Raw genomic sequence first — 22,379 nt, forward strand, 5'->3', positions numbered from 1 at the left:
AACCCGGTCGCCGCACACGGCGAGCGGGCGGGCGGCGCGCCAACACGCGCCGCCCGCCCGCCCCTTGGAGCAGGACCCGTCCGCCGGATCTAGGAAACCACCGCCGGATCGGGCGACTTGGGCGACTCCTCTGCGTTGTCCTCGTCACCCACGGCGATACCGCGCCGCTTGGAGACGTACACCGCCACCAGGATCACCAGGAAGGCGAGCACCGCGACCAGGACCCTGATCCCGACGCTCTTGTCCGCGCCGTAGGAGAACTTGATGACCGCGGGTGCGATGAGCAGCGACACCAGGTTCATGACCTTCAGCAGTGGGTTGATCGCGGGACCCGCGGTGTCCTTGAACGGGTCGCCGACCGTGTCGCCGATGACCGTCGCCGCGTGCGCCTCGCTGCCCTTGCCGCCGTGGTGGCCGTCCTCGACGAGCTTCTTGGCGTTGTCCCAGGCGCCGCCGGAGTTGGCCAGGAACACCGCCATCAGCGTGCCCGCGCCGATCGCGCCCGCCAGATACGCGCCGAGCGCGCCGACACCGAGCGTGAACCCGATGAAGATCGGCGCCATCACAGCGAGCAGCCCGGGCGTGGCGAGCTCCCGCAGCGCGTCCTTGGTGCAGATGTCGACGACCTTGCCGTACTCCGGTTTCTCCGTGAAGTCCATGATCCCGGGCTTCTCACGGAACTGCCGGCGCACCTCGAAGACCACCGAACCCGCCGAGCGCGACACCGCGTTGATCGCCAGCCCCGAGAAGAGGAAGACGACCGCGGCGCCCGCCATGAGCCCGACGAGGTTGTTGGGCTGGGAGATGTCCATCGACAGGGTCAGCGGGGCGCCCGCCCCGGTCAGCTTCTCGCCGACGTCCCGGACGTTGGAGGTGATCGCGTCGCGGTACGACCCGAACAGCGCCGACGCCGCGAGCACGGCCGTGGCGATGGCGATGCCCTTGGTGATGGCCTTGGTGGTGTTGCCGACCGCGTCGAGGTTGGTGAGCACCTGCGCGCCCGCGCCCTCGACGTCCCCGGACATCTCGGCGATGCCCTGCGCGTTGTCGGAGACCGGGCCGAAGGTGTCCATCGCGACGATCACACCGACCGTGGTGAGCAGGCCGGTGCCGGCCAGCGCGACCGCGAACAGCGCGAGCATGATCGACGTACCGCCGAGCAGGAACGCCCCGTACACGCTCAGGCCGATCAACAAGGCCGTGTAGACGGCCGATTCCAGTCCGACGGAGATACCGGCGAGGACGACCGTGGCCGGGCCGGTGAGGGACGTCTTGCCGATGTCCCGGACGGGACGGCGGGTGGTCTCGGTGAAGTAGCCGGTCAGCTGCTGGATCACGGCGGCCAGCAGGATGCCGATCGCCACCGCGACCAGGGCGAGCACGCGCGGGTCGCCGTTCTTGCCGCTGATCGCCGCGTCGCTGACGCCGGCCAGGTCGGAGTACTTCGCCGGCAGATAGGTGAAGACGGCGATCGCGACCAGCACCAGCGAGATCACCGCGGAGATGAAGAAACCGCGGTTGATCGCGCTCATGCCGCTGCGGTCGGCGCGGCGCGGCGCCACGGCGAAGATGCCGATCATCGCCGTGATCACCCCGATCGCGGGGACGAGCAGCGGGAAGGCGAGCCCCGAGTCGCCGAAGGCGGCCTTGCCGAGGATCAGCGCGGCGACCAGGGTGACGGCGTAGGACTCGAACAGGTCGGCGGCCATGCCGGCGCAGTCGCCGACGTTGTCGCCCACGTTGTCGGCAATGGTCGCGGCATTGCGCGGGTCGTCCTCCGGAATGCCCTTCTCGACCTTGCCGACCAGGTCGGCGCCGACGTCGGCGGCCTTGGTGAAGATGCCACCGCCCACCCTCATGAACATCGCGATCAGCGCCGCGCCCAGGCCGAAGCCCTCCAGCACCTTCGGCGCGTTCGCCGCGTACACCAGCACCACGCAGGACGCGCCCAGCAGGCCCAGCCCCACCGTGAACATGCCGACGACGCCACCCGTACGAAAAGCGATCTTCATCGCTTTGTGGGAAACCGCGGTGAGATCCTTTTCCGGTTCACCGGGTGCCGGAGTTGCTTCCCGGGCCGCCGCGGCGACCCGCACATTGCTGCGCACGGCGAGCCACATGCCGATATAGCCGGTGGCCGCCGAGAATGCCGCGCCGATCAAGAAGAACACCGACCGCCCGGCTCGCTGACTCCAGTCGTCCGCGGGCAGCAGCATGAGCAGGAAGAACACGACGACGGCGAATACGCCGAGGGTGCGCAGCTGCCGGGCCAGATAGGCGTTCGCGCCTTCCTGGACGGCCGCGGCGATCTTCTTCATGCTGTCGGTGCCCTCGCCCGCCGTCAGGACCTGCCGCAGCAGCACGCCCGCGACCACCAGGGCGGCCAGCGCGACGACGCCGATGACGATCACCAGGATCCGGTTGTTGTCGGTGAGCACCGCGGCGGCGAGGGTCGTGGGGTGGTCCAACCGATGTGAGAGGGAAAGCTCCGCCATTCGTCCTCCTTGACGCTTGGGCTGAGCTCACGATGTGGACGGATTGTAGGTACCCCGCCCTGATCAAAACAGGGCGCGGTAAACGGAATGAGCCTGAACCGAAATAGCGGTAACGCTTTTGGGGCGTTGACATCGATCGTGAATTCCTTCACGAAATGCGTCGCGCCCATTACCGTGTTCACTGCCTGCAGTCAGCGCACGATCCACTGTAGGTGGGGGCACTGACATCCGCACACGACGAAGGGCCCCGCGAGATCGCGGGGCCCTTCGTCGTGGTGCGCTCTAGGCGCGGCGCGCGGTCGGCTGGGCGGCGCGCCGTGCGGTCAGGTGAGCGCCGTGGCCGGCGGTGTGGTCGGCCAGGTCATGCGGATCTGCCCACCGTGCTCCCCGGCGGTCACCTCCACGTCGTCGACGAGGCCGGAGATGACCGCGAGGCCCATCTCGTCCTCCTCGACGTCCGCGTCGGCTTCGGCGCCGTCGCCCGCCGCTGCTCCGATCGGGGCATGCCGCGCCTCGTCGCCGACCTCGATGGAGAACTGCTTCTCCTCCTCGACCAGCACCACCTTCACGGGCGCGCTGATGCCGCCGTTGCGGTGCAGACCGACGGCACGGCTGCAGGCCTCGCCGACGGCGAGCCTGACCTCGTCGAGGACGGCCTCGTCCACCCCGGCCCTGCGCGCCACCGCCGCCGCCACCAGCCGGGCGGTCCTGACATGCTCGGGCAGCGCGCTGAAGCGGAGCTCAACGGTGGCCATGCATCCCCCTCGCGACTACGGGCGTGCTGTCGAGGGGCCGGGCCGCACGGGCCCGGTCCCCCTGTTGTTCAACTCGGCCGTCCCGGGCGGACCCGGGAGACGGGCTTCAGTCGGTGGCCGCCACCGCTTCGTCGACCGAGGTGTGGATCGGGAACACCTTGGTCAGACCGGTGATGCGGAAGATCTTCAGAATGCGCTCCTGGTTGCAGACCAGGCGCAGCGAGCCCTCGTGGGCACGGACCCGCTTGAGTCCGCCCACCAGCACGCCGAGCCCGGTGGAGTCGAGGAAGTCCACGCCCTCCATGTCCACGACGAGGTGGAAATTCCCGTCGTTCACCAGCTCGACCAGCTGCTCGCGCAGCTTGGGCGCGGTATATACGTCGATTTCGCCACCGACCTCGACGACCGTACGATCGCCGACGGTACGGGTCGACAGGGACAGGTCCACGGATCCTCCAGCACCTTGCTATCGAGCGGTCGTCCCTCGGGACACCTCGGCTTGCAGCCCCAAGGACGGTTCGCCAGCCGCGATGGCATTCAATCACTTACCGGCAGGCGTGCACGACGCCTTGACTCCATTGTCCGTCACGCCAGTGACACACTCGGTGCCGATGGCCAAGAATCACCGATCCGATCGACCCGCCCCGGACCACGTCTCCCACCGGGAGCCGGGCGCTGTCCTGGGCAGGCTCGCCTCGGGCCCCAGCCGCGCGTCGCGCATCACTCATACGGAGCACTTGCCCCCGCGCGCGGGCCGCCATGCCGTCTGGCCGGACCGGATCCGCCCGGAGGTCGTCGCGGCCGTGCAGGCCTGCGGCATCGAGCACCCCTGGGCCCACCAGGCCGAGGCCGCCGAGCACGCCCTGGACGGCGACTCGGTGGTGGTCGCCACCGGCACCGCCTCCGGCAAGTCCCTGGCCTACCTGGTGCCGGTGCTCTCGGCCCTGCTGGACGGCTCGCAGGCGCCGAACGGCCGCGGCGCCACCGCCCTGTACCTGGCGCCGACCAAGGCACTTGCGGCGGACCAGTGCCGGTCGGTGAAGGAACTTTCACAGCCGCTCGGCCATGCCGTCCGGCCCGCCGTGTACGACGGCGACACCCCGTTCGAGGAGCGGGAATGGATCCGCCAGTACGGCAACTACGTGCTGACCAACCCGGACATGCTGCACCGCGGGAGCCTGCCCTCCCACCCGCGCTGGTCCTCCTTCCTGAAGTCGCTGCGGTACGTCGTGATCGACGAATGTCACACCTACCGGGGCGTGTTCGGCTCGCACGTCGCCCAGGTGCTGCGCCGGCTGCGCCGCCTGTGCGCCCGCTACGGCTCCTTCCCGGTGTTCCTGCTGGCCTCCGCGACGGCCGCGCAGCCCGCCGTCGCCGCCCGCCGGCTGACGGGCCTGCCGGTGGTCGAGGTGGCCGACGACGCCTCCCCGCGCGGTGAACTGGTGTTCGCCCTGTGGGAGCCCCCGCTCACCGAGATGCAGGGCGAGAAAGGTGCACCCGTTCGGCGTACCGCCACGGCCGAGACCGCCGACCTCCTCACCGACCTCGCCGTGCAGGGCGTGCGCACGGTCGCCTTCGTCCGCTCCCGGCGTGGCGCCGAACTGATCTCGGTGATCACGCAGGAACGGCTCGCCGAGGTCGACCGCTCGCTCGCCCGGCGTGTCGCGGCCTACCGGGGCGGCTATCTGCCGGAGGAACGGCGCGCCCTGGAGCGCGCCCTGCACTCCGGCGAGCTGCTCGGCCTCGCCGCGACGACCGCCCTGGAACTCGGCGTCGACGTCTCCGGCCTGGACGCCGTCCTGATCGCCGGCTACCCGGGCACCCGCGCGTCGCTGTGGCAGCAGGCGGGCCGGGCCGGACGGTCCGGGCAGGGCGCCCTGGCGGTCCTGATCGCCCGCGACGACCCCCTGGACACCTTCCTCGTCCACCATCCCGAGGCCCTGTTCGACCAACCGGTGGAATCCACGGTCCTCGACCCCGACAACCCCTACGTCCTCGCCCCCCACCTGTGCGCGGCCGCCGCCGAGCTGCCCCTGACCGAGGACGACCTGGAGCTGTTCGGACCCTCCTGCGCGGACGTGCTGCCCCAGCTGGAGGCCGCCAAGCTGCTGCGCCGCCGGACGAAGGCCTGGCACTGGACCCGCCGTGAACGGGCCGCCGACCTGACCGACATCCGGGGCGCGGGCGGCCGCCCGGTGCAGGTCGTGGAGACCGGCACCGGCCGGCTGCTCGGCACGGTCGACGCGGCCGCCGCGCACAGCACCGTCCACGAGGGCGCCGTCCACCTCCACCAGGGCCGCACCTATCTGGTGCGCTCCCTGGACCTGGAGGACTCGGTCGCCCTGGTGGAGCAGGCCAGTCCGCCGTATTCGACCGTGGCCCGCGACACCACGGCGATCTCCGTCCTGGAGACGGACACCGAGATCCCGTGGGGCGAGGGCCGCCTGTGCTACGGCTCGGTGGAAGTCACCAACCAAGTGGTCTCCTTTCTGCGCCGGCGGCTGATCACCGGCGAGGTGCTCGGCGAGACGAAGCTCGACCTGCCCCCACGGACCCTGCGCACCCGAGCGGTGTGGTGGACGGTCACCGAGGACCAGCTGGACGCTGCCCGGATCACCCCGGAGATCCTCGGGGGCTCCCTGCACGCCGCCGAGCACGCGTCGATCGGCATGCTGCCGCTGTTCGCGACCTGCGACCGCTGGGACATCGGCGGCGTCTCGATCCCGCTGCACCCCGACACGCTCCTGCCGACGGTCTTCGTCTACGACGGCCACCCCGGCGGCGCGGGCTTCGCCGAGCGCGCCTTCCACACCGCCCGGGCCTGGCTCGCCGCCACCCGCGAGGCCATCGCCTCCTGCGAGTGCGACGCCGGCTGCCCGTCCTGCATCCAGTCCCCCAAGTGCGGCAACGGCAACGACCCGCTCCACAAACGCGGCGCCGTACGCCTCCTCACGGAGCTGCTGCGGGGGGCGCCGGAGGAGAAGCCGTCGGAGGCGCCAGACGCGGGGCTGGCAGGGGAGGTGCCGGAGCCGGGGGCGGCGGGGCGGCCGGCCCCGGAGGCGCAGGGACAGCCGGTCCCGGGGACCGAGGGGATCCCGGAGGGGAATCCGGCCCCGGGGACGCAGCTGACGCCGGACTCGGGGACTGCGAGGGAGCCGGGCTCGGGGACGGAGAGGATGCCGGAGGGGAAGACGGACCCGGGGACGGTGGCAGGCTCGGCAGCGGATCCGTCGGTGTCCGCGCCGCAGGGCCCGCTCTCGCCCTGACCTCCGCGGTGAACGGGGCCCGCCCCGAGGCCGCCGTCACGTCCGAGGCCTCGCCGACGATCGCGCACCGCACCAGCCGGGCGCCCTGGGCCCGCGCCACGCCGTCCGCCCGGGCACAGGCCCCCGCGGTGCCCTCCGCCCAGTGGTCCGCCGCCGCGAGCGCCGCGAGGTCCGCGCCGCCGGCCGCGCGGTGCCGGACCACGACGGCGTGTCCGAGGGCCAGCACCGCCGCGAACACCACGCACAGCACGGCGATCACGCCGACACTCCACACGGTGGCCGAACCACGGTCCGCGCCCGGGGTGCGGCGGCAGCCCACGCGCAGCACCCACAGGACGCGGCCAGCGAACCCGTCCCGGCCAGGTCGGCCTACGGCTCCCTCCGGGATCCGCCGCAGGCTCATGGCTCACCCCCCACCGTCTCCTCCGCCAACGCCACGGCTTCCTCGCGGAGCTCGAAGGACAGCCCGTGCAGCAGGGCGGGTCTGGCCTCGACGGTCACCCGGACCCGGTCGCCCTCCCGGCCGACGGTGACCCGGGCACCTCGCGGCGCCGTGTCCCGGGTCACCCGGATCACCTCCTCGACCGGGTCCTGGCGGGCGGCGGCACGCGCCCCGGTCCGCGCCGCGTCCACGCACTGGACCTGCGCCGCCACGACGAGCAGCCCCCATACCAGCGCGCTGGCGAACAGCACCAGCACCGGCAGCGCCACCGCCGTCTCCGCCGTGACGAACCCGCCGTCGCCGCGCCGCTCACACCGCCGCACCGAGCGCTCGATTCATCAGGCCCTGCAGCTGCGCGGAGACCGCCTCGCTCGTCGCCAGCTTGTAGAGCACGGTGGCGAACGCCACCGCCGCGAGCACGCCGACCGCGTACTCGGACGTGACCATTCCGGCATCGCCGCGCACCACCGCGCGTCCCTTGCGCACCCACGCCCGCAGCCGGGCCCGCACCAGGACCTTTACCGCCTTGTACATCTCAACCCCCGTGAGGTTCCGTTCCGTTGCCTTGGCTTGATTTCTTTGAAGAGACACCGCTGACCGTCGGCCGGTCGCCGGCCACGCCCATCCATCAGCCCGATCCCCCACCCCCTTCCAGCAAGCCGCCCGCCAGCCCGATCACCACCGGCAGGACGCCGATCACGATGAACGCGGGCAGGAAGCACAGCCCCACAGGCGCGGTCACCAACACGGCCGCCCGGCGGGCCCGTTCCGTCGCCGTGCGGGTCCAGTCGGCGCGGGCGTCCGCGGCGAGCCGCGCGACCGGTACGGCCGCCGGCAGCCCGCTCACGTCGGCCCGTTCCAGCAGTCGGGCCAGGGCCGCCGCACCGGGCAGCGCGGCCAGTCTCCGCCAGGCGTCGGCCGGTTCACCGCCGAGCCGTACCTCCGCCGCCCCGCGCGTCAGCGCCTCCCCGACCGGCCCCCCGAGGGCCTCACCGACGGCGTGCGCGGCGGCCACGGGTCCGGCGCCCGCCGCGATGCAGGCGGCGAGCAGGTCGGCGGCGAGGGGCAGTTGACGCTCCGCCTCCCGTGACTCGGCCGCCGTGAGGCCGTTGCCCGTCCCGGGTCCGCCCGTGGGCCGCCGACGGCGCCAGTACTCCAGCCCGGCCGCGCCGGCCAGGCCCACCGCGACTCCGGCCGCGCCGCCCACGACGGCCCACCCGGCACCCGCCACGGCCACCAGCGGCAGCCACCGGGCCGCCACTCCCCGCATCCGCCACCGCGGACCCGCTGTCACCGTCTCGCGGGCCAGCAGCCCGGCCAGTCGTCTGCGCACGCGCCGTTCATGCCGCAGCCGCTCCAGCCACCGGGCCGCCCACGCCAGGCTCAGCACGAGGGCCAGGACCATCCCCAGCCTGTGCACCACGTCCGTACCCATCACGCCTCCACTCCCCTCCGCACCCATCACGCCCCGACTCCCCTGCGTCTGTGATCCGTTCTCGGTCCGTCCGGCCTGCGCCCGGCGCATCACGCCGACTCCGCCGCCCGTACGATCCGCAGCGCCCAGCCCACGCCCGCCGCCTCCAGCAGCCCGCCGACGAGCAGGCAGCCGAGCCCCGCACCGGTGTGCAGCAGCACCCGCAGCGGATCGGCGCCGAGCGCGGTGCCCAGGCCCAGGCCGAGGACCGGCAGTCCGGCGAGCAGCACCGCGGTGGAGCGGGCACTCGCCAACTGGGCCTGCAGGTCGGCACGTTGGTCACGCTCGGCCCGTAGCGCCGCCTGCAGCCGGTCGAGGCCGGCGGCGAGGCCCGCGCCCTGGTCCAGGGCCACCCGCCAGCAGGCGGCGAGCCCGAGCAGTCCCTCGGCGCCCGGCTGCCGCGCCGCGGTCGTCAGCGCGCCCGGCACGTCCCCGCCGAAACGGGCCGCCGCGAGGACCGCGGCCCTGCCGTCGCCGAGACCGCCCGACTCACGCGCCGCGCTCAGCAGCGCATGACCCGGCTGCCGTCCGGCGCGCACCTCCCCCGCGAGCGCCGCGCACAGCGCGATGACCGCGTCGCCCCGCCGCTCGCGCGCCCGCCGCGCCTCACCGGCCAGCCGGGCCTTCCGCAGCAGCGGCACCCCGGCCGCGCCGAGGGCGAGCGGCAGCAATGAGCCGCCCAGCAAGGCCAGGACCACTCCGGCGACCGGCGCCCACCACTCGGGGCGCCATCGCGCGCGCAGCCGCCGCAGCTCGTCGGCGAGGTCGGGCCAGGCGGGCGGTCCGGCCGCCACGACTCCGCCGCCCGCCAGCACCAGCCGGGCCCGTCGCGCCCCGAAGTGGTCACCACCGGCCAGCAGGGCCGCCATCCCCAGACAGGCCACGGCGGCAGCCCACGAGGCCTGTCCCACGCCCCAGGACACCTGTCCCGCGCCCCACGAGGCCTCATCCATGCCCGCCACCTCCCCGCCCGCTTCCACGTCCCGCCTCGCACCCGTCCGTACGGCTCTCCTCGCACCCTTCGCCGTGCCGCGGCCCGTCCCCGTGACGCGACTCGCCCCCGTCCCCGTGACGCGGCTCCGAGGCGCCCCCGTGGCCCGGCTCGCACCCGTCCCCGTGGCTTCCGAGCAGCCTCCGCAGCCGCTCCCAGCCCCGTTCGCGCAGGAAGGCGTCCGGGCTCCAGCGGAGGGCCGGGACCGTGCGCACCAGGCCGGAGGGGTCACGCTCCAGGACGTGCACCTCGGCGATCCGGCGGCGTCCTGCGCGGTCGCGTACCAGGTGCAGGACGACCGACAGGGCGGCCGCCACCTGGCTGTGCAGCGCGGCCCGGTCGAGCCCGGCCGCCGTGCCGAGCGCTTCCAGGCGGGCCGGTACGTCCGCGGCCGCGTTGGCGTGGACCGTGCCCGAGCCGCCTTCGTGGCCCGTGTTCAGGGCGGCGAGCAGGTGCACGACCTCCGCCCCGCGCACCTCGCCGACCACGAGCCTGTCGGGCCGCATGCGCAGTGCCTGCCGCACCAGGTCCTCGAGGGTGACCAGGCCGGCGCCCTCCTGGTTGGCGGGTCTGGTCTCCAGGCGGACGACGTGCGGATGGTCGGGCCGCAGCTCGGCGGAGTCCTCGGCGAGGACGATCCGTTCGTCCGGGCCGACGAGCCCGAGGAGCGCGCTCAGCAGGGTCGTCTTGCCGCTGCCGGTGCCGCCGCTGATCAGGAAGGACAGCCGGGCCGCCAGCAGGGCGCGCAGCACCCGGTCGCCGCCGGGCGGCACGGTGCCCGCCGCGACGAGTTCGCCGAGCGTGAAGGCCCGCGGCCGTACCACGCGCAGTGACAGGCAGGCGCAGCCGACGGCGACCGGCGGCAGTACGGCGTGCAGCCGGGTGCCGTCGGGCAGCCGGGCGTCCGCCCAGGGGCGGGCGTCGTCCAGGCGCCGTCCGGCGACCGCGGCGAGGCGCTGCGCCAGGCGGCGCACGGCGGCAGGGTCGGGGAAGGTGACGCCGGTCAGTTCCAGGCCGGCGCCGCGGTCCACCCAGACCCGGTCCGGAGCCGAGACGAGGACGTCGCTGACGCTCGGGTCGGCCAGCAGGGGTTCGAGCGGTCCGGCGCCGACGAGTTCGGAGCGCAGCCGCTCGGCCGCGCCGAGGACTTCCGCGTCGCCGAGGACGCGTCCTTGTTCGCGCAGCGCCTGCGCCACGCGCGCGGGGGTGGGCTCGGCGCCGCTGGCGGCCAGCCGGCGGCGCACGCCGTCGAGCAGTTCCGCCCCGGTCGCGGTGTCCGGGCCGGTCATGCGGCACCCGCCTCGATCAGGGCGCGCTCCCAGAACTGGGAGCAGAACCGGGCCAACGGTCCGCGTGCCGCCGAGCCCGGCGGTGCCTTGCCCTCACCGGGGCGCTGCAGGGCCGGCTCGACGGGCACCTCTCCGGCGAGCGGGAGGGCGAGCAGCCGCGCCACCTCGCGGTCGTCGAGTCCGGGGGCGTAGGGGCCGCGGACGGCGACCCTGAGGTCCTTCAGGACCATGCCGACGGCGGACGCCACGCGCCCGGCGGCGGCGACGGCGCGCAGTTCGCCGGGGACGACGAGGAGCCCGATGTCGAGCTGGGCGAGCACCTCGGCGACGCCGTCGTCGAGGCGGCGGGGCAGGTCGACGACGACGGTGCCGCCCCGGCGCCGGGCGGCGGCGAGCACCGCGCGGACGGCCTGCGGGGGCACGGCCACGCAGTCGCCGCGGTCCCAGCTGAGCACGCGCAGCGCGTGCAGTTCGGGCAGCGACTCCTCCAGGGCTCCGCCGCCGACCCGGCCGCGGGAGGCGGCGAAGGCGGGCCAGCGCAGCCCTTCGGCGCTTTCCCCGCCGAGGAGGACGTCGAGGCCGCCGCCGAGCGGGTCGGCGTCGACGAGGAGGGTGCGCAGGCCTTCGCGTGCGGAGGTGACGGCGAGGGCGCACGCGAGCGTGGAGGCTCCGGCGCCGCCGCTTCCGCCGATGACGCCGACGGTGAGGGCGGGGCGGCCGACGCCTTCGGCGACGTCGGCGATCCGGTCGACCAGCCACTGTTCGCCGTCGGGCAGCATCAGGACGTGGTCGGCGCCGATCTCGACGGCGCGTTTCCACACCCCGGAGTCGTCCTGGTCGCGGCCGACGAGGACCACGCCGCGGCGGCGGGTGGCGCCGCGTACGCGGTGGGCGGCGTCGTCGCCCACGAGGACGAGTGGTGCCGTGTCCCAGCCGGCGCGTGGTTCGGGCAGGCCGTGGTGGACCTCGGGTGTGGCGCCGGCGGCCGCGCACAGGCGCAGCAGGTCGTCGAGGAGCGCGGTGTCCTCGGTGACGATGAGCGGGCGGCCCTGTCGTCCCGATGCGGCCGGCGGTGGATCGTGTGTGACGGTTCCGGACACGGTTTTCTTCCCCCTTCGCTGCATGGCGCGCGGCCCCAGGGGCCCCGCGATTCCCAAACGTGTGAAGAACCGGCAAGCGGCCTCCGCTTTTGCGGCCGACGGAAACCGGCCATACGCGTCCGCCAAAGGGAACCGGCCACGAACTCGCCGTCGGCCGGACGCGCTGGAATCACGGTGCAGCGATCCCGGAAATCGTGGGGATCTTGGTCGATAACTGTGGACGAGTCAGGGCTTGTGAATATCGCCGTCACCCATACCGGTGACTCTTGTCCGGCTCGTGTACGACTTTCCACAGAGCAGCACAGATGCTACCCACAGTAACGGGGCGTGCTCATGACGAGCCGGTCCGCAGCTGCGGCCTCGCGGCGGGACAGTCGTACAGAAAAGGGAAAAACCCACCCGGACATGCGACGACCCCCGCCGGGGGGGAGAGCGGGGGTCGTCTCCACGGCCGACTCGGGGGGGGAGGAGTCGGACCGGGTTAGCACGGTCGCGAACGATCCGTGACTTCCATGGTGTACCCGAGAGGCCTCTCAGGCAAACCCACGCGCCCCACCTTACGCCGAATGGGCTGCGCCTATGCTCTGGGGCGTGGAAAACCACTCCTTGCACCGCACAGCGGCCTTCTTTGACCTGGACAAGACGGTCATTGCGAAGTCGAGCACGCTCACCTTCAGCAAGTCCTTCTACCAGGGCGGGCTGATCAACCGCCGCGCTGTCTTGCGGACCGCATATGCCCAGTTCGTGTTCCTGGCCGGCGGCGCCGACCACGACCAGATGGAGCGCATGCGCAAGTACCTCTCCGCGCTGTGCCGAGGCTGGAACGTGCGGCTGGTCAAGGAGCTCGTGGCCGAGACCCTGCACGACCTGATCGACCCGATCATCTACGACGAGGCCGCCTCGCTCATCGAGGAGCACCACACCGCAGGACGCGACGTCGTGATCGTCTCCACCTCCGGCGCCGAGGTCGTCGAGCCGATCGGGGAACTGCTCGGTGCGGACCGGGTGGTCGCCACCCGCATGGTCGTGGGCGACGACGGCTGCTTCACCGGCGAGGTGGAGTACTACGCCTACGGCCCGACGAAGGCGGAGGCCATCCGGGAGCTCGCCGCGTCCGAGGGGTACGACCTGTCGCGCTGCTACGCCTACAGCGACTCGGTGACCGACCTGCCGATGCTGGAGGCCGTGGGCCACCCGCACGCGGTCAACCCGGACCGCGCGCTGCGCCGGGAAGCCGTCACGCGCGGGTGGCCGGTTCTCGACTTCCACCGTCCGGTACGGCTCAAGCAGCGCATCCCGCGGTTCTCCGTGCCGCCCCGGCCGGCCCTGGTGGCGGCCGCCGCCATAGGCGCCGCGGCGGCCACGGCCGGACTGGTCTGGTACGCCAGCCGGCGCCGCACCGACGTGGCCTGACCTGCGCTGTCCCGGGATCGGCGGCGAATACGTCCGGTTTCATACTCTTTGAGAGCAAAAGTAAAGAAGTGCAGGCAGGGGTTCCGCTTACTCCCGGTCTGGAGTACAAAGGACTCAACGGCCCGCGAGACCGAAGGACATCCGCGAGGATCACCTTTATGACGCATTTGGCCCCACGGACCGAGCATGGACATCTGGCACCCACGCGACGTCGACCCGTCGATTACGGGCCAGCCACACCAGGTGACGGGCAAAGTCCCCGGCCTGATGGGCACATATCGAGGACGCATGGTAACCGGATGAACATGCCAGCGGCGGTACGAATCATTCGTACCGCCGCAACCCTGTCCAGGCCCTGAAAAACCCTTTTCCCCGGCCGTTTCAGGCCTTCCGTCCGGCGTCCGTTCAGGCCGCGCCGCGCTGCAGCGCCTCACACACCGCCGTCGATTCACGGGCGCCGAGTTCGACCGCCCGGCCGCAGTGCGCGATCCACGCCGCCATGCCCTCGGGCGTGCCGGAGACATACCCGTCCAGGGCGGCCAGATAGGCGGCGCGGCCCAGTTCGGCGTGTCCCACCTCGGCCGGGCAGATCGCCTTGGGGTCGAGACCGCTGCCGATCAGGACGATCCGTTCTGCGGTCCGCGCGACCAGGCCGTTGTGCGAGGTGAAGGGGCGCAACGCGAGCAGCTCGCCGTGCACCACGGCGGCCGTCACCAGGGCGGGCGCCGAGCTGCCCTGGATGATCAGGTCGGCGAGGCCCTCGAGGCGGCCGGAGACCTCGGCGGCACCGGGCAGCGGCAGCTCCACCAGCGGCTCGTCGACGTCCTCGCCGGCCTGCCGCGGCTGTCCGACCCGGTCGTCGTCACTGGCGGCCGCCACCAGGTGCAGCCGGGCCAGCACGCGCAGCGGGGACTGCCGCCAGATGGACAGCAGCTGCCCCGCCTCGGCGGTCAGCCGCAGCGCCGCGCCCATGACGCGGGCCTCGTCGTCGCCGCCGAAGTCGGTCCGCCGGCGCACCTCCTCCAGCGCCCAGTCGGCGCCGGAGAGGGCCGCCGAGCCGCGGGCGCCGCGCAGTGCGGCCTCGGAGGTGATCTCCGGGCTGCGGCGGCGCATGATCCGGTGACCGTAGACCCGGTCCACAGCCTTGCGCACGGACTCCACGGACTCGGCCACACCGGGCAGACCGCCCAGGGCCGCGAGGGGGTCGGCGGTCGCGCCTGTCGTACTCATGGGTACGACCCTACGCACCCGGCGCCCGCACCCCACGAAGGAGTGGTCTTCTTCACGTCGGCTGGCCACTCACCGCTACACACACACTACGCTTCGTGAACATGAAAATTGCTTTCGTCGGGAAGGGCGGCAGCGGCAAGACCACCCTCTCCTCCCTGTTCATCCGCCATCTCGCGGCCACGGGCGCACCGGTCGTCGCCATCGACGCCGACATCAACCAGCACCTGGGGGCCGCCCTCGGCCTCGACGAGTCGGAGGCCGCCGCCCTGCCGGCGATGGGCGAGCACCTGCCGCTCATCAAGGACTGCCTGCGCGGCGGCAACCCGCGGATCACCTCGGCCGAGACGATGATCAAGACCACACCGCCCGGAGCGGGGTCCCGCCTGCTGCGGGTACGGGAGGACAACCCCGTCTACGACGCCTGCGCCCGGCCGGTGGAACTCGACGGGGGCGCCGTCCGTTTGATGGTCACCGGCCCCTTCACGGACGCCGACCTGGGGGTCGCCTGCTACCACTCCAAGACGGGAGCGGTGGAGCTGTGCCTGAACCACTTGGTCGACGGGCCCGGTGAGTACGTCGTGGTGGACATGACGGCGGGCTCGGACTCCTTCGCCTCCGGCATGTTCACCCGCTTCGACATGACGTTCCTCGTCGCCGAGCCCACCAGGAAGGGGGTCTCCGTCTACCGCCAGTACAAGGAGTACGCCCGTGACTTCGGCGTCGCGCTGAAGGTCGTCGGCAACAAGGTGCAGGGCCCGGACGACGTCGACTTCCTCCGTGCCGAGGCCGGAGACGACCTGCTCGTGACGGTGGGGCACTCCGACTGGGTGCGCGCCATGGAGAAGGGCCGCCCGCCCCGGTTCGACCTCCTGGAGGACGCCAACCGGCAGGCCCTGCGCACGCTGCAGACGGCCGCCGACGCGACGTACGAGCAGCGGGACTGGGCGCGCTACACCCGGCAGATGGTGCACTTCCATCTGAAGAACGCCCAGTCCTGGGGCAATGCGCGCACCGGGGCCGACCTGGCGGCGCAGGTCGACCCCGACTTCGTGCTCGGCGAGGAGATCGCCGCCGCCGTCTGACCGGGCACGTCGAGCACCGGTCGGACGGCTGCCGCGGCGCGGACCGCCAGGGACCGAACCGCCGCGATGCGGGCCGCCGTGGCCCGAACCGCCGAGGCCCGGACCGCCGAGGCCCGGACCGCCGTGGCCCGGACCGCCGTGGCCCGAACTGCCGTGGCCCGGACCGCGGCGGCCGCGGCCGCCCTTGCGGCCGGCTCGGTTACGGCTTGGCCGCCGGCGCCCCGGGGACGCCCTTGGGCGCCGGCGCCGGGTGGCCCGACAGGAAGGCCTCCCAGCCCTGCTTCGGGGCCTCACCGACCTCCAGGCTGCGCAGCTTGGCCAGGGTCTGCGGGTCCTGGGCGTCCAGCCAGTCGGCGAGCTGGCGGAACGAGACGCAGCGCACGTCGGGCTTGTTGCAGACCTCCTTGACCACGTCCTCGACGGCGCGCATGTAGGTGCGGCCGTTCCAGGACTCGAAGTGGTTGCCGATGACCAGCGGCGCGCGGTTGCCGTTGTAGGCGCGGTCGAAGCCCTTGAGCAGGCCGTCACGCATCTGGTCGCCCCAGGTCTCGTACATGGCGGGGTCGCCCTGGGTGTTGGTGCCGGACTGGTTGACCATGAAGTTGTAGTCCATGGTCAGCTGCTCGTAGGAGTGGCCGGGGAAGGGCACCAGCTGCATCGACAGGTCCCACAGGCCCTCCTTCTTGCCGGGCCAGACCTGGTTGTTGACGCCGCTGGTGTCGTAGCGGAAGCCCAGTTCGTGAGCGGCCTTCATGAAGTTCTTCTGGCCCTCGAGGCAGGGGGTGCGGGCGCCGATGAGCTCCTTGTCGTAGTCGAAGGGCAGCGGTGCCGCCTTCGTCATCCCGGTGTTGGTCTTCCAGGTCTTGACGAACTGCTTGGCCTGGGCGATCTCGTCCTTCCACTCCTCGACCGACCACTCGCCCACCCCGCCGTTCTTGCCGCAGAAGTGGCCGTTGAAGTGGGTGCCGATCTCGTTGCCCTCCAGCCAGGCCAGGCGGAGTTGCTTGACGGTGTCGGCGATGCCCTGGTTGTCGTTGAAGCCGATGTCGGAGCGGCCGGGCGAGTGCTGCGGGGGCCGGTACAGGTCACGCTTGTCCTCCGGCAGCATGTACACGCCGCTGAGGAAGAACGTCATCGTCGCGTGGTTGGCCTTGGCGACCTCGCGGAAGTGGGAGAAGAGCTTCTGGCTGTCCTCGCCGGCCCCGTCCCAGGAGAACACCACGAACTGGGGCGGCTTCTGACCGGGCTTCAGCCGCTCGGGCCGGGGCAGGTGGGGCTGCGCTCCGGTGTAGGCGGTGGACCCGTCGCCGATCAGCCGGACCGCGCTCTTGGGGGCGGCGGCGGGCTTGTCCTTCTGGGGTCCGGAGGCCCCTTCGCGGGCTCCACTGGAACCATCGGTTCCCATCGAGCAACCGGCCAGTGACGCGGCAACGGCCGCGGCGACCACGGCGCCTGCGGCGATCCTCTGGGTGGCGGCCATCTTCCGCCCACCTTCTTCCTTCTCTCAGGCCAACGCCGATGAGGGCGTCTTGACGGTGCGCTGCCGCGTCCGGACCGTCGCCCGCGGACCGTTCGGGCCGCCCAGCCGGCAGCGCCGTCAAGGTCGCACGGGGCCGAGAAGGAATTAGTACGACAAGCCGATGAAATGCCCGCTTCCCCCCAGAGGGTGATTTCCTGACCCATTTGCGCCGCTCACCCTGGCTTGGCCTTTACTCTGCATTACGATTCATTTACCGAAAGTTGGCAATTCGCCATCCCGCCACTGCACGCCGTGACCCACGGCCGCGACAGACCCCCGCCCCGGCGGGGGCCCCACCAGTTCCGCGACCGCGCCGCCCCGGAGGAGACGGGAACATGTCCGCCTGCACCCCAGCCCGCACGACCGACGCGACGCGCACCGAGCGCGTCCACCCGCCGCACAGCCCACCGCCCGCCCCACGCCGGCGTCTTCGCCTCGCGGGCGCCGACGTGTCCGCCTCGATCGCGGTCTTCCTGATCGCGCTGCCCCTGTCCCTCGGTATCGCCCTCGCCACCGGTGCTCCCCTGCAGGCCGGCCTCGTCGCCGCCGCCGTCGGGGGACTCGTCGCCGGACGGCTCGGCGGCTCCCCGCTCCAGGTCAGCGGCCCCGCCGCCGGACTCACCGTGGTCACCGCCGACCTCATCCACCGCTACGGCTGGCGGACCACCTGCGCCATCACCGTCCTCGCCGGCGCGGCCCAACTCGGCCTCGGCTGCCTGCGCGTGGCGCGCTCCGCGCTCGCCGTCAGCCCCGCCATCGTGCACGGCATGCTCGCCGGCATCGGCGTCACCATCGCCGTCGCCCAGCTCCACATCGTCCTCGGCGGCAACCCGCAGAGCTCCGTGCTCGCCAACCTCGGCTCCCTACCGGCGCAGTTGGCCGACCTGCACCCCGCCGCGGTGACCGTCAGCACACTCACGCTGGCCCTGCTGCTGCTCTGGCCGCGGCTGCCCGGCCGGGCCGGACGCCTGCTGCGCCCGGTGCCCGCACCCCTCGTCGCGGTCGCCGGCGGCACCGCGGCCGCCGCGCTCGGCGGGCTCACACTGCCCCGGGTCGACCTGCCGTCCTGGAGCAGCCACGCGTTGCCGGCGCTGCCCGACGGCCCGGTGCTCGGCCTGATCGCCGCCGTGCTCACGATCACCCTGGTGTGCAGCGTGCAGTCGCTGCTCGGCGCCGTCGCCGTGGACAAGCTGGTCGCCTCCCGCCCTGGCCCAGGACCTCGCGTCCCCCGCTCGGACCTGGACCGGGAACTGCTCGGGCAGGGCGCCGCGAACATCGTCTCCGGCGCGCTCGGCGGGCTGCCCGTGGCGGGTGTGGCCGTCCGCAGCACCGCGAATGTGCGAGCCGGTGCCGTGAGCCGGAACTCCACGATGCTGCACGGCGTTCTCGTAGTGGTCGCCGCGCTGCTGATGGTCCCGCTCCTGGAGCTCATCCCGCTCGCCTCGCTCGCCGCCCTGGTGATGGCTGTCGGCATCCAGATGGTGTCCCTGCACCACATCCGCACGGTGACCCGGCACCGGGAAGCCGTGGTCTACGCCGTCACCACCCTCGGTGTGGTGCTCCTCGGCGTCCTGCAGGGAGTGGCACTGGGAATCGCCGTGGCCGTCGCCGTCGCCCTGAACCGCCTCGCCCACACCCGCATCACGCACCACGAGGAGGAAGGAGTCCATCACGTCCGTGTCAGAGGGCAGTTGACGTTCCTGGCGGTACCGCGGCTCAGCCGGGTCCTGCATCACGTGCCCCAGGGTGCCCGTGTCGTCGTGGAGTTGGACGGATCGTTCATGGACCACGCGGCGTACGAGTCCCTGCAGGACTGGCAGAAGACGCACACCGCGCAGGGCGGCACCGTCGATCTGACCGGCCGCCGCCCCGGCCTCCGCCAGGACGACCCCGCCGACGACCCGACCGGCACGGAAGCCGCCGCGGCCATCGACACGGCGGCACGAAGAACGCCGCCGGGCGCGGAAGCCGCCGGCCCGGAGTCCGCCGGTACGGCGAACACCGGCACGGAATGCCGCTGCCGGCCCTGGACGCCGTGGCGCAACCATCAGTGCGCGACGGCACCGGAGCCCGCACCGCAGACCGCACCGGCAGCCGAGCCCCCGCAGCGGGACCGTCCGACCTACTCAAGGCAGCCCGACCACCCAGGGCAGTCCGACCCCCCAGGGCAGCCCAGCCGCCTCGGACAGCCCGACCGGACCACCCACGGATACCGGCTCGCGCACGGTGTCAGTGCCTTTCAGCGGAACACCGCGCCGCTGGTGCGGAGCGAGCTGGCGCGGCTGGCGCGGGAGGGGCAGCGGCCGTCGCAGCTGTTCCTGACGTGCGCCGACTCGCGGGTGGTCACCTCGATGATCACCTCCAGTGGTCCGGGGGATCTGTTCGTGGTGCGCAATGTCGGCAACCTGGTGCCGTTGCCGGGGGCGGAGAGTGGGGACGACTCGGTGGCGGCCGCGATCGAGTACGCCGTGGACGTCCTGAAGGTGCGGTCGGTGACGGTGTGCGGGCACTCCGGGTGCGGTGCCATGCAGGCGCTGCTCGGCTCCGCGCCCGGCGACGGGGCGCAGACGCCGTCCACGCCGCGCACGCCGCTCGCGCGGTGGCTGCGGCACGGGCGGCCGAGCCTGGAGCGCATGGCCGACACCGGCCGTCCCTGGCCCCGGCTGGCCGGGCGGTCACCGCACGACGCGGTGGAGCAGCTGTGCCTGACCAACGTCGTCCAGCAGTTGGAGCACCTGCGGGCCCACGAGTCGGTGGCCCGGGCCCTGCGCGAGGGGACGCTGGAGCTGCACGGGATGTACTTCCACGTGGGCGAGGCGCAGGCGTACTTGCTGACCGGGGCGGATCCGGGAGAGGAGGAGGACCGTCTGTTCGACCCGGTCGGGGCCGCCGACGCGAGCGGTTGAGACCGCTCGGTGGGCCTGTGCCCGCATGACCTGCGCTCCTCCACCAGGTGGGCCCGCACGGCACCAGCCGCACAACAGGTCTAAACCAATTTCCGGGCGACCCTTGTCACGGCACCCCCCCTTCTGATGAGCTGTGGCCTGGGACACAACGGACACCCTGGGAAAGGCAGATGCCGTGAGCAACGAGAGCCTGTCCAACCTGCTTCGTGAGGAGCGCAGGTTCGCACCCCCCGCCGACCTGGCCGAGCACGCCAACGTCACGGCGGAGGCGTACGAACAGGCCAAGGCAGACAGGCTCGGCTTCTGGGCCGAGCAGGCCCGCCGGCTGAGCTGGGCCGTGGAGCCGACGGAGACGCTGGACTGGTCGAACCCGCCGTTCGCCAAGTGGTTCAAGGACGGGCAGCTCAACGTCGCGTACAACTGCGTCGACCGGCACGTCGAGGCGGGCAACGGCGACCGGGTCGCCATCCACTTCGAGGGCGAGCCCGGCGACAGCCGCGCGATCACCTACGCCCAGCTCAAGGACCAGGTCTCCCAGGCGGCCAACGCCCTGCTGGAGCTCGGCGTGCGCAAGGGCGACCGGGTCGCGATCTACATGCCGATGATCCCGGAGACGGCGATCGCGATGCTCGCCTGCGCCCGCATCGGCGCCGCGCACTCCGTCGTCTTCGGCGGCTTCTCCGCCGACGCCCTCGCGACCCGCATCCAGGACGCCGACGCGCGCGTGGTGATCACCGCCGACGGCGGCTACCGGCGCGGCAAGCCGTCCGCGCTCAAGCCGGCCGTGGACGAGGCGGTCGGCCGGGTGGACAACGTCGAGCACGTGGTCGTCGTACGCCGTACGGGCCAGGACGTGGCGTGGACCGACGGCCGGGACGTGTGGTGGCACGAGCTGGTGGAGCGGCAGAGCGCCGAGCACACGCCGGAGGCCTTCGACGCCGAGCACCCGCTGTTCATCCTGTACACGTCCGGGACGACGGGGAAGCCGAAGGGCATCCTGCACACCTCCGGCGGTTACCTCACCCAGACGGCGTACACGCACTGGGCGGTCTTCGACCTGAAGCCGGAGACGGACGTCTACTGGTGCACCGCCGACGTCGGCTGGGTCACCGGCCACTCGTACATCGTCTACGGCCCGCTGGCCAACGGCGCGACGCAGGTGATGTACGAGGGCACGCCGGACACGCCGCACCAGGGCCGGTTCTGGGAGATCGTGCAGAAGTACAAGGTCTCCATCCTCTACACCGCGCCGACGGCGATCCGTACGTTCATGAAGTGGGGCGACGACATCCCCGCGAAGTTCGACCTGTCCAGCCTGCGCGTGCTGGGCTCGGTGGGCGAGCCGATCAACCCCGAGGCGTGGGTCTGGTACCGCAAGCACATCGGCGCGGACACCACGCCCGTCGTGGACACCTGGTGGCAGACCGAGACCGGCGCGATGATGATCTCGCCGCTGCCCGGCGTCACCGCGGCCAAGCCCGGTTCCGCGCAGACCCCGCTGCCCGGCATCGCCGCGACCGTCGTCGACGACGAGGCGAACGAGGTGCCCAACGGCGGCGGCGGTTACCTCGTGCTCACCGAGCCGTGGCCGTCGATGCTGCGCACCATCTGGGGCGACGACCAGCGCTTCATCGACACCTACTGGTCGCGTTTCGAGGGCAAGTACTTCGCCGGTGACGGCGCGAAGAAGGACGACGACGGCGACATCTGGCTGCTGGGCCGGGTGGACGACGTCATGCTCGTCTCCGGGCACAACATCTCCACCACCGAGGTCGAGTCCGCCCTCGTCTCGCACCCGTCGGTGGCGGAGGCGGCCGTGGTCGGCGCCGCCGACGAGACGACCGGGCAGGCGATCGTCGCCTTCGTGATCCTGCGCGGTACGGCCTCCGAGGACGACGGCCTGGTCGACGAGCTGCGCAACCACGTCGGCGCCACGCTCGGCCCGATCGCCAAGCCGAAGCGCATCCTGCCGGTGGGAGAGCTGCCCAAGACCCGCTCCGGCAAGATCATGCGCCGGCTCCTGCGGGACGTGGCCGAGAACCGGCAGCTCGGTGACGTCACGACGCTGACCGACTCCACGGTCATGGACCTGATCCAGGCCAAGCTGCCGAAGGCGCCGAGCGAGGACTGAGCACCCTCGGCGCCGGGCCGACGCAGGCCCGAGCGCAGGCGAACACCGGCCTGAGCGCAGGACGAACACCGGCCTGAGCGCAGGACTGACCGGTCGGGATCACGGGCACCCGGAACGCACCACGCCGGGTGCCCGTGGCGTGCCCGGGACCGGGTGCGGATGCCTCCGCCCCGCCGCTTAGGTAACCTAAACAAAGCGTCAAGGACGCGGCAGGGCCGCGTCAGGACCGAATGGTGCGCCGGGAAGTCTGGTCGGCATGTGTTCCGCCCTGCCCACCGACCGGAGG

At 72.5% G+C, this 22,379-nt stretch carries 16 protein-coding genes and 1 pseudogene; 5 read left to right on the forward strand and 12 right to left on the reverse strand.

All coding sequences use genetic code 11. The features are described 5' to 3' along the window. Positions 1 to 89: 89 nt before the first annotated feature. From ACF1AL_RS22355 to bldG, 3 genes are all read right to left on the reverse strand, one after another. Positions 90 to 2,495, reverse strand: a complete 2,406-nt coding sequence (locus ACF1AL_RS22355; protein WP_391827060.1) for a sodium-translocating pyrophosphatase — start codon at positions 2,493 to 2,495, stop codon at positions 90 to 92. 323 nt (positions 2,496 to 2,818) lie between these two features. After that, positions 2,819 to 3,250 carry an ATP-binding protein gene (locus tag ACF1AL_RS22360; protein ID WP_366836871.1) on the reverse strand — a complete coding sequence of 144 codons (432 nt, stop codon included), beginning with the start codon at positions 3,248 to 3,250 and terminating at the stop codon, positions 2,819 to 2,821. Positions 3,251 to 3,356: 106 nt separating this feature from the next. Further along, complete coding sequence (bldG, locus tag ACF1AL_RS22365) at positions 3,357 to 3,698, reverse strand: anti-sigma factor antagonist BldG (protein WP_009189842.1); 342 nt, start codon at positions 3,696 to 3,698, stop codon at positions 3,357 to 3,359. 82 nt (positions 3,699 to 3,780) lie between these two features. Here bldG and ACF1AL_RS22370 point away from each other — a divergent pair, with 82 nt between their 5' ends. Next, positions 3,781 to 6,516 carry a DEAD/DEAH box helicase gene (locus ACF1AL_RS22370; protein WP_391827062.1) on the forward strand — a complete coding sequence of 912 codons (2,736 nt, stop codon included), beginning with the start codon at positions 3,781 to 3,783 and terminating at the stop codon, positions 6,514 to 6,516. A 40-nt stretch (positions 6,517 to 6,556) separates the two neighbouring features. On the opposite strand, the pseudogene ACF1AL_RS22375 reads toward ACF1AL_RS22370, so the two are convergent. The 7 genes and pseudogenes from ACF1AL_RS22375 to ssd all read right to left on the reverse strand — a co-directional run. Continuing rightward, positions 6,557 to 6,919 (reverse strand): annotated as a pseudogene (locus tag ACF1AL_RS22375) (Rv3654c family TadE-like protein); the annotation flags it as partial. Next, complete coding sequence (locus tag ACF1AL_RS22380; RefSeq protein WP_391820778.1) at positions 6,916 to 7,281, reverse strand: TadE family type IV pilus minor pilin; 366 nt, start codon at positions 7,279 to 7,281, stop codon at positions 6,916 to 6,918. The gene ACF1AL_RS22380 and the pseudogene ACF1AL_RS22375, both read right to left, overlap by 4 nt. Beyond that, positions 7,268 to 7,492 (reverse strand): DUF4244 domain-containing protein, encoded by a 225-nt coding sequence (locus ACF1AL_RS22385; protein ID WP_366836874.1) that lies wholly within the window; start codon positions 7,490 to 7,492, stop codon positions 7,268 to 7,270. Before ACF1AL_RS22385 ends, ACF1AL_RS22380 begins: the two co-directional genes overlap by 14 nt. A 94-nt stretch (positions 7,493 to 7,586) precedes the next feature. Then, complete coding sequence (locus ACF1AL_RS22390; RefSeq protein ID WP_391827064.1) at positions 7,587 to 8,393, reverse strand: type II secretion system F family protein; 807 nt, start codon at positions 8,391 to 8,393, stop codon at positions 7,587 to 7,589. An 89-nt stretch (positions 8,394 to 8,482) separates the two neighbouring features. After that, positions 8,483 to 9,385, reverse strand: coding sequence for a type II secretion system F family protein (locus ACF1AL_RS22395; protein ID WP_391827066.1), 903 nt, complete (start codon positions 9,383 to 9,385; stop codon positions 8,483 to 8,485). Beyond that, complete coding sequence (locus ACF1AL_RS22400; RefSeq protein ID WP_391827068.1) at positions 9,378 to 10,712, reverse strand: TadA family conjugal transfer-associated ATPase; 1,335 nt, start codon at positions 10,710 to 10,712, stop codon at positions 9,378 to 9,380. The genes ACF1AL_RS22395 and ACF1AL_RS22400 overlap by 8 nt, the downstream gene beginning before the upstream one ends. Beyond that, positions 10,709 to 11,812, reverse strand: a complete 1,104-nt coding sequence (ssd, locus tag ACF1AL_RS22405; RefSeq protein ID WP_391827070.1) for a septum site-determining protein Ssd — start codon at positions 11,810 to 11,812, stop codon at positions 10,709 to 10,711. Before ssd ends, ACF1AL_RS22400 begins: the two co-directional genes overlap by 4 nt. A gap of 579 nt (positions 11,813 to 12,391) precedes the next feature. On the opposite strand from ssd, the gene ACF1AL_RS22410 reads away from it, so the two are divergent. Continuing rightward, complete coding sequence (locus ACF1AL_RS22410; RefSeq protein WP_384202028.1) at positions 12,392 to 13,225, forward strand: HAD family hydrolase; 834 nt, start codon at positions 12,392 to 12,394, stop codon at positions 13,223 to 13,225. Positions 13,226 to 13,630: 405 nt separating this feature from the next. Here ACF1AL_RS22410 and ACF1AL_RS22415 read toward each other — a convergent pair whose 3' ends face one another. After that, positions 13,631 to 14,455 (reverse strand): oxidoreductase, encoded by an 825-nt coding sequence (locus ACF1AL_RS22415; RefSeq protein ID WP_391827073.1) that lies wholly within the window; start codon positions 14,453 to 14,455, stop codon positions 13,631 to 13,633. 101 nt (positions 14,456 to 14,556) lie between these two features. On the opposite strand from ACF1AL_RS22415, the gene ACF1AL_RS22420 reads away from it, so the two are divergent. Continuing rightward, positions 14,557 to 15,537, forward strand: a complete 981-nt coding sequence (locus ACF1AL_RS22420; RefSeq protein WP_391827075.1) for an ATP-binding protein — start codon at positions 14,557 to 14,559, stop codon at positions 15,535 to 15,537. Positions 15,538 to 15,736: 199 nt separating this feature from the next. Here the strand turns inward: ACF1AL_RS22420 and ACF1AL_RS22425 are convergent, their stop codons facing one another. Continuing rightward, entirely contained in the window at positions 15,737 to 17,017 is a 1,281-nt protein-coding gene (locus ACF1AL_RS22425) for a hypothetical protein (RefSeq protein ID WP_384202019.1), read from the reverse strand. A gap of 374 nt (positions 17,018 to 17,391) precedes the next feature. Between ACF1AL_RS22425 and ACF1AL_RS22430 the strand changes: the two genes are divergently transcribed. Together ACF1AL_RS22430 and acs are read left to right on the forward strand one after the other, a co-directional pair. Then, on the forward strand, positions 17,392 to 19,962 hold the full coding sequence (locus ACF1AL_RS22430; RefSeq protein WP_391827077.1) for a SulP family inorganic anion transporter: 2,571 nt from the start codon (positions 17,392 to 17,394) through the stop codon (positions 19,960 to 19,962). A gap of 175 nt (positions 19,963 to 20,137) precedes the next feature. Beyond that, positions 20,138 to 22,093 (forward strand): acetate--CoA ligase, encoded by a 1,956-nt coding sequence (gene acs / locus ACF1AL_RS22435; protein WP_391827079.1) that lies wholly within the window; start codon positions 20,138 to 20,140, stop codon positions 22,091 to 22,093. Positions 22,094 to 22,379: the final 286 nt, after the last annotated feature.

The organism is Streptomyces sp. NPDC014801, from assembly GCF_043082085.1.
Lineage (GTDB): Bacteria > Actinomycetota > Actinomycetes > Streptomycetales > Streptomycetaceae > Streptomyces.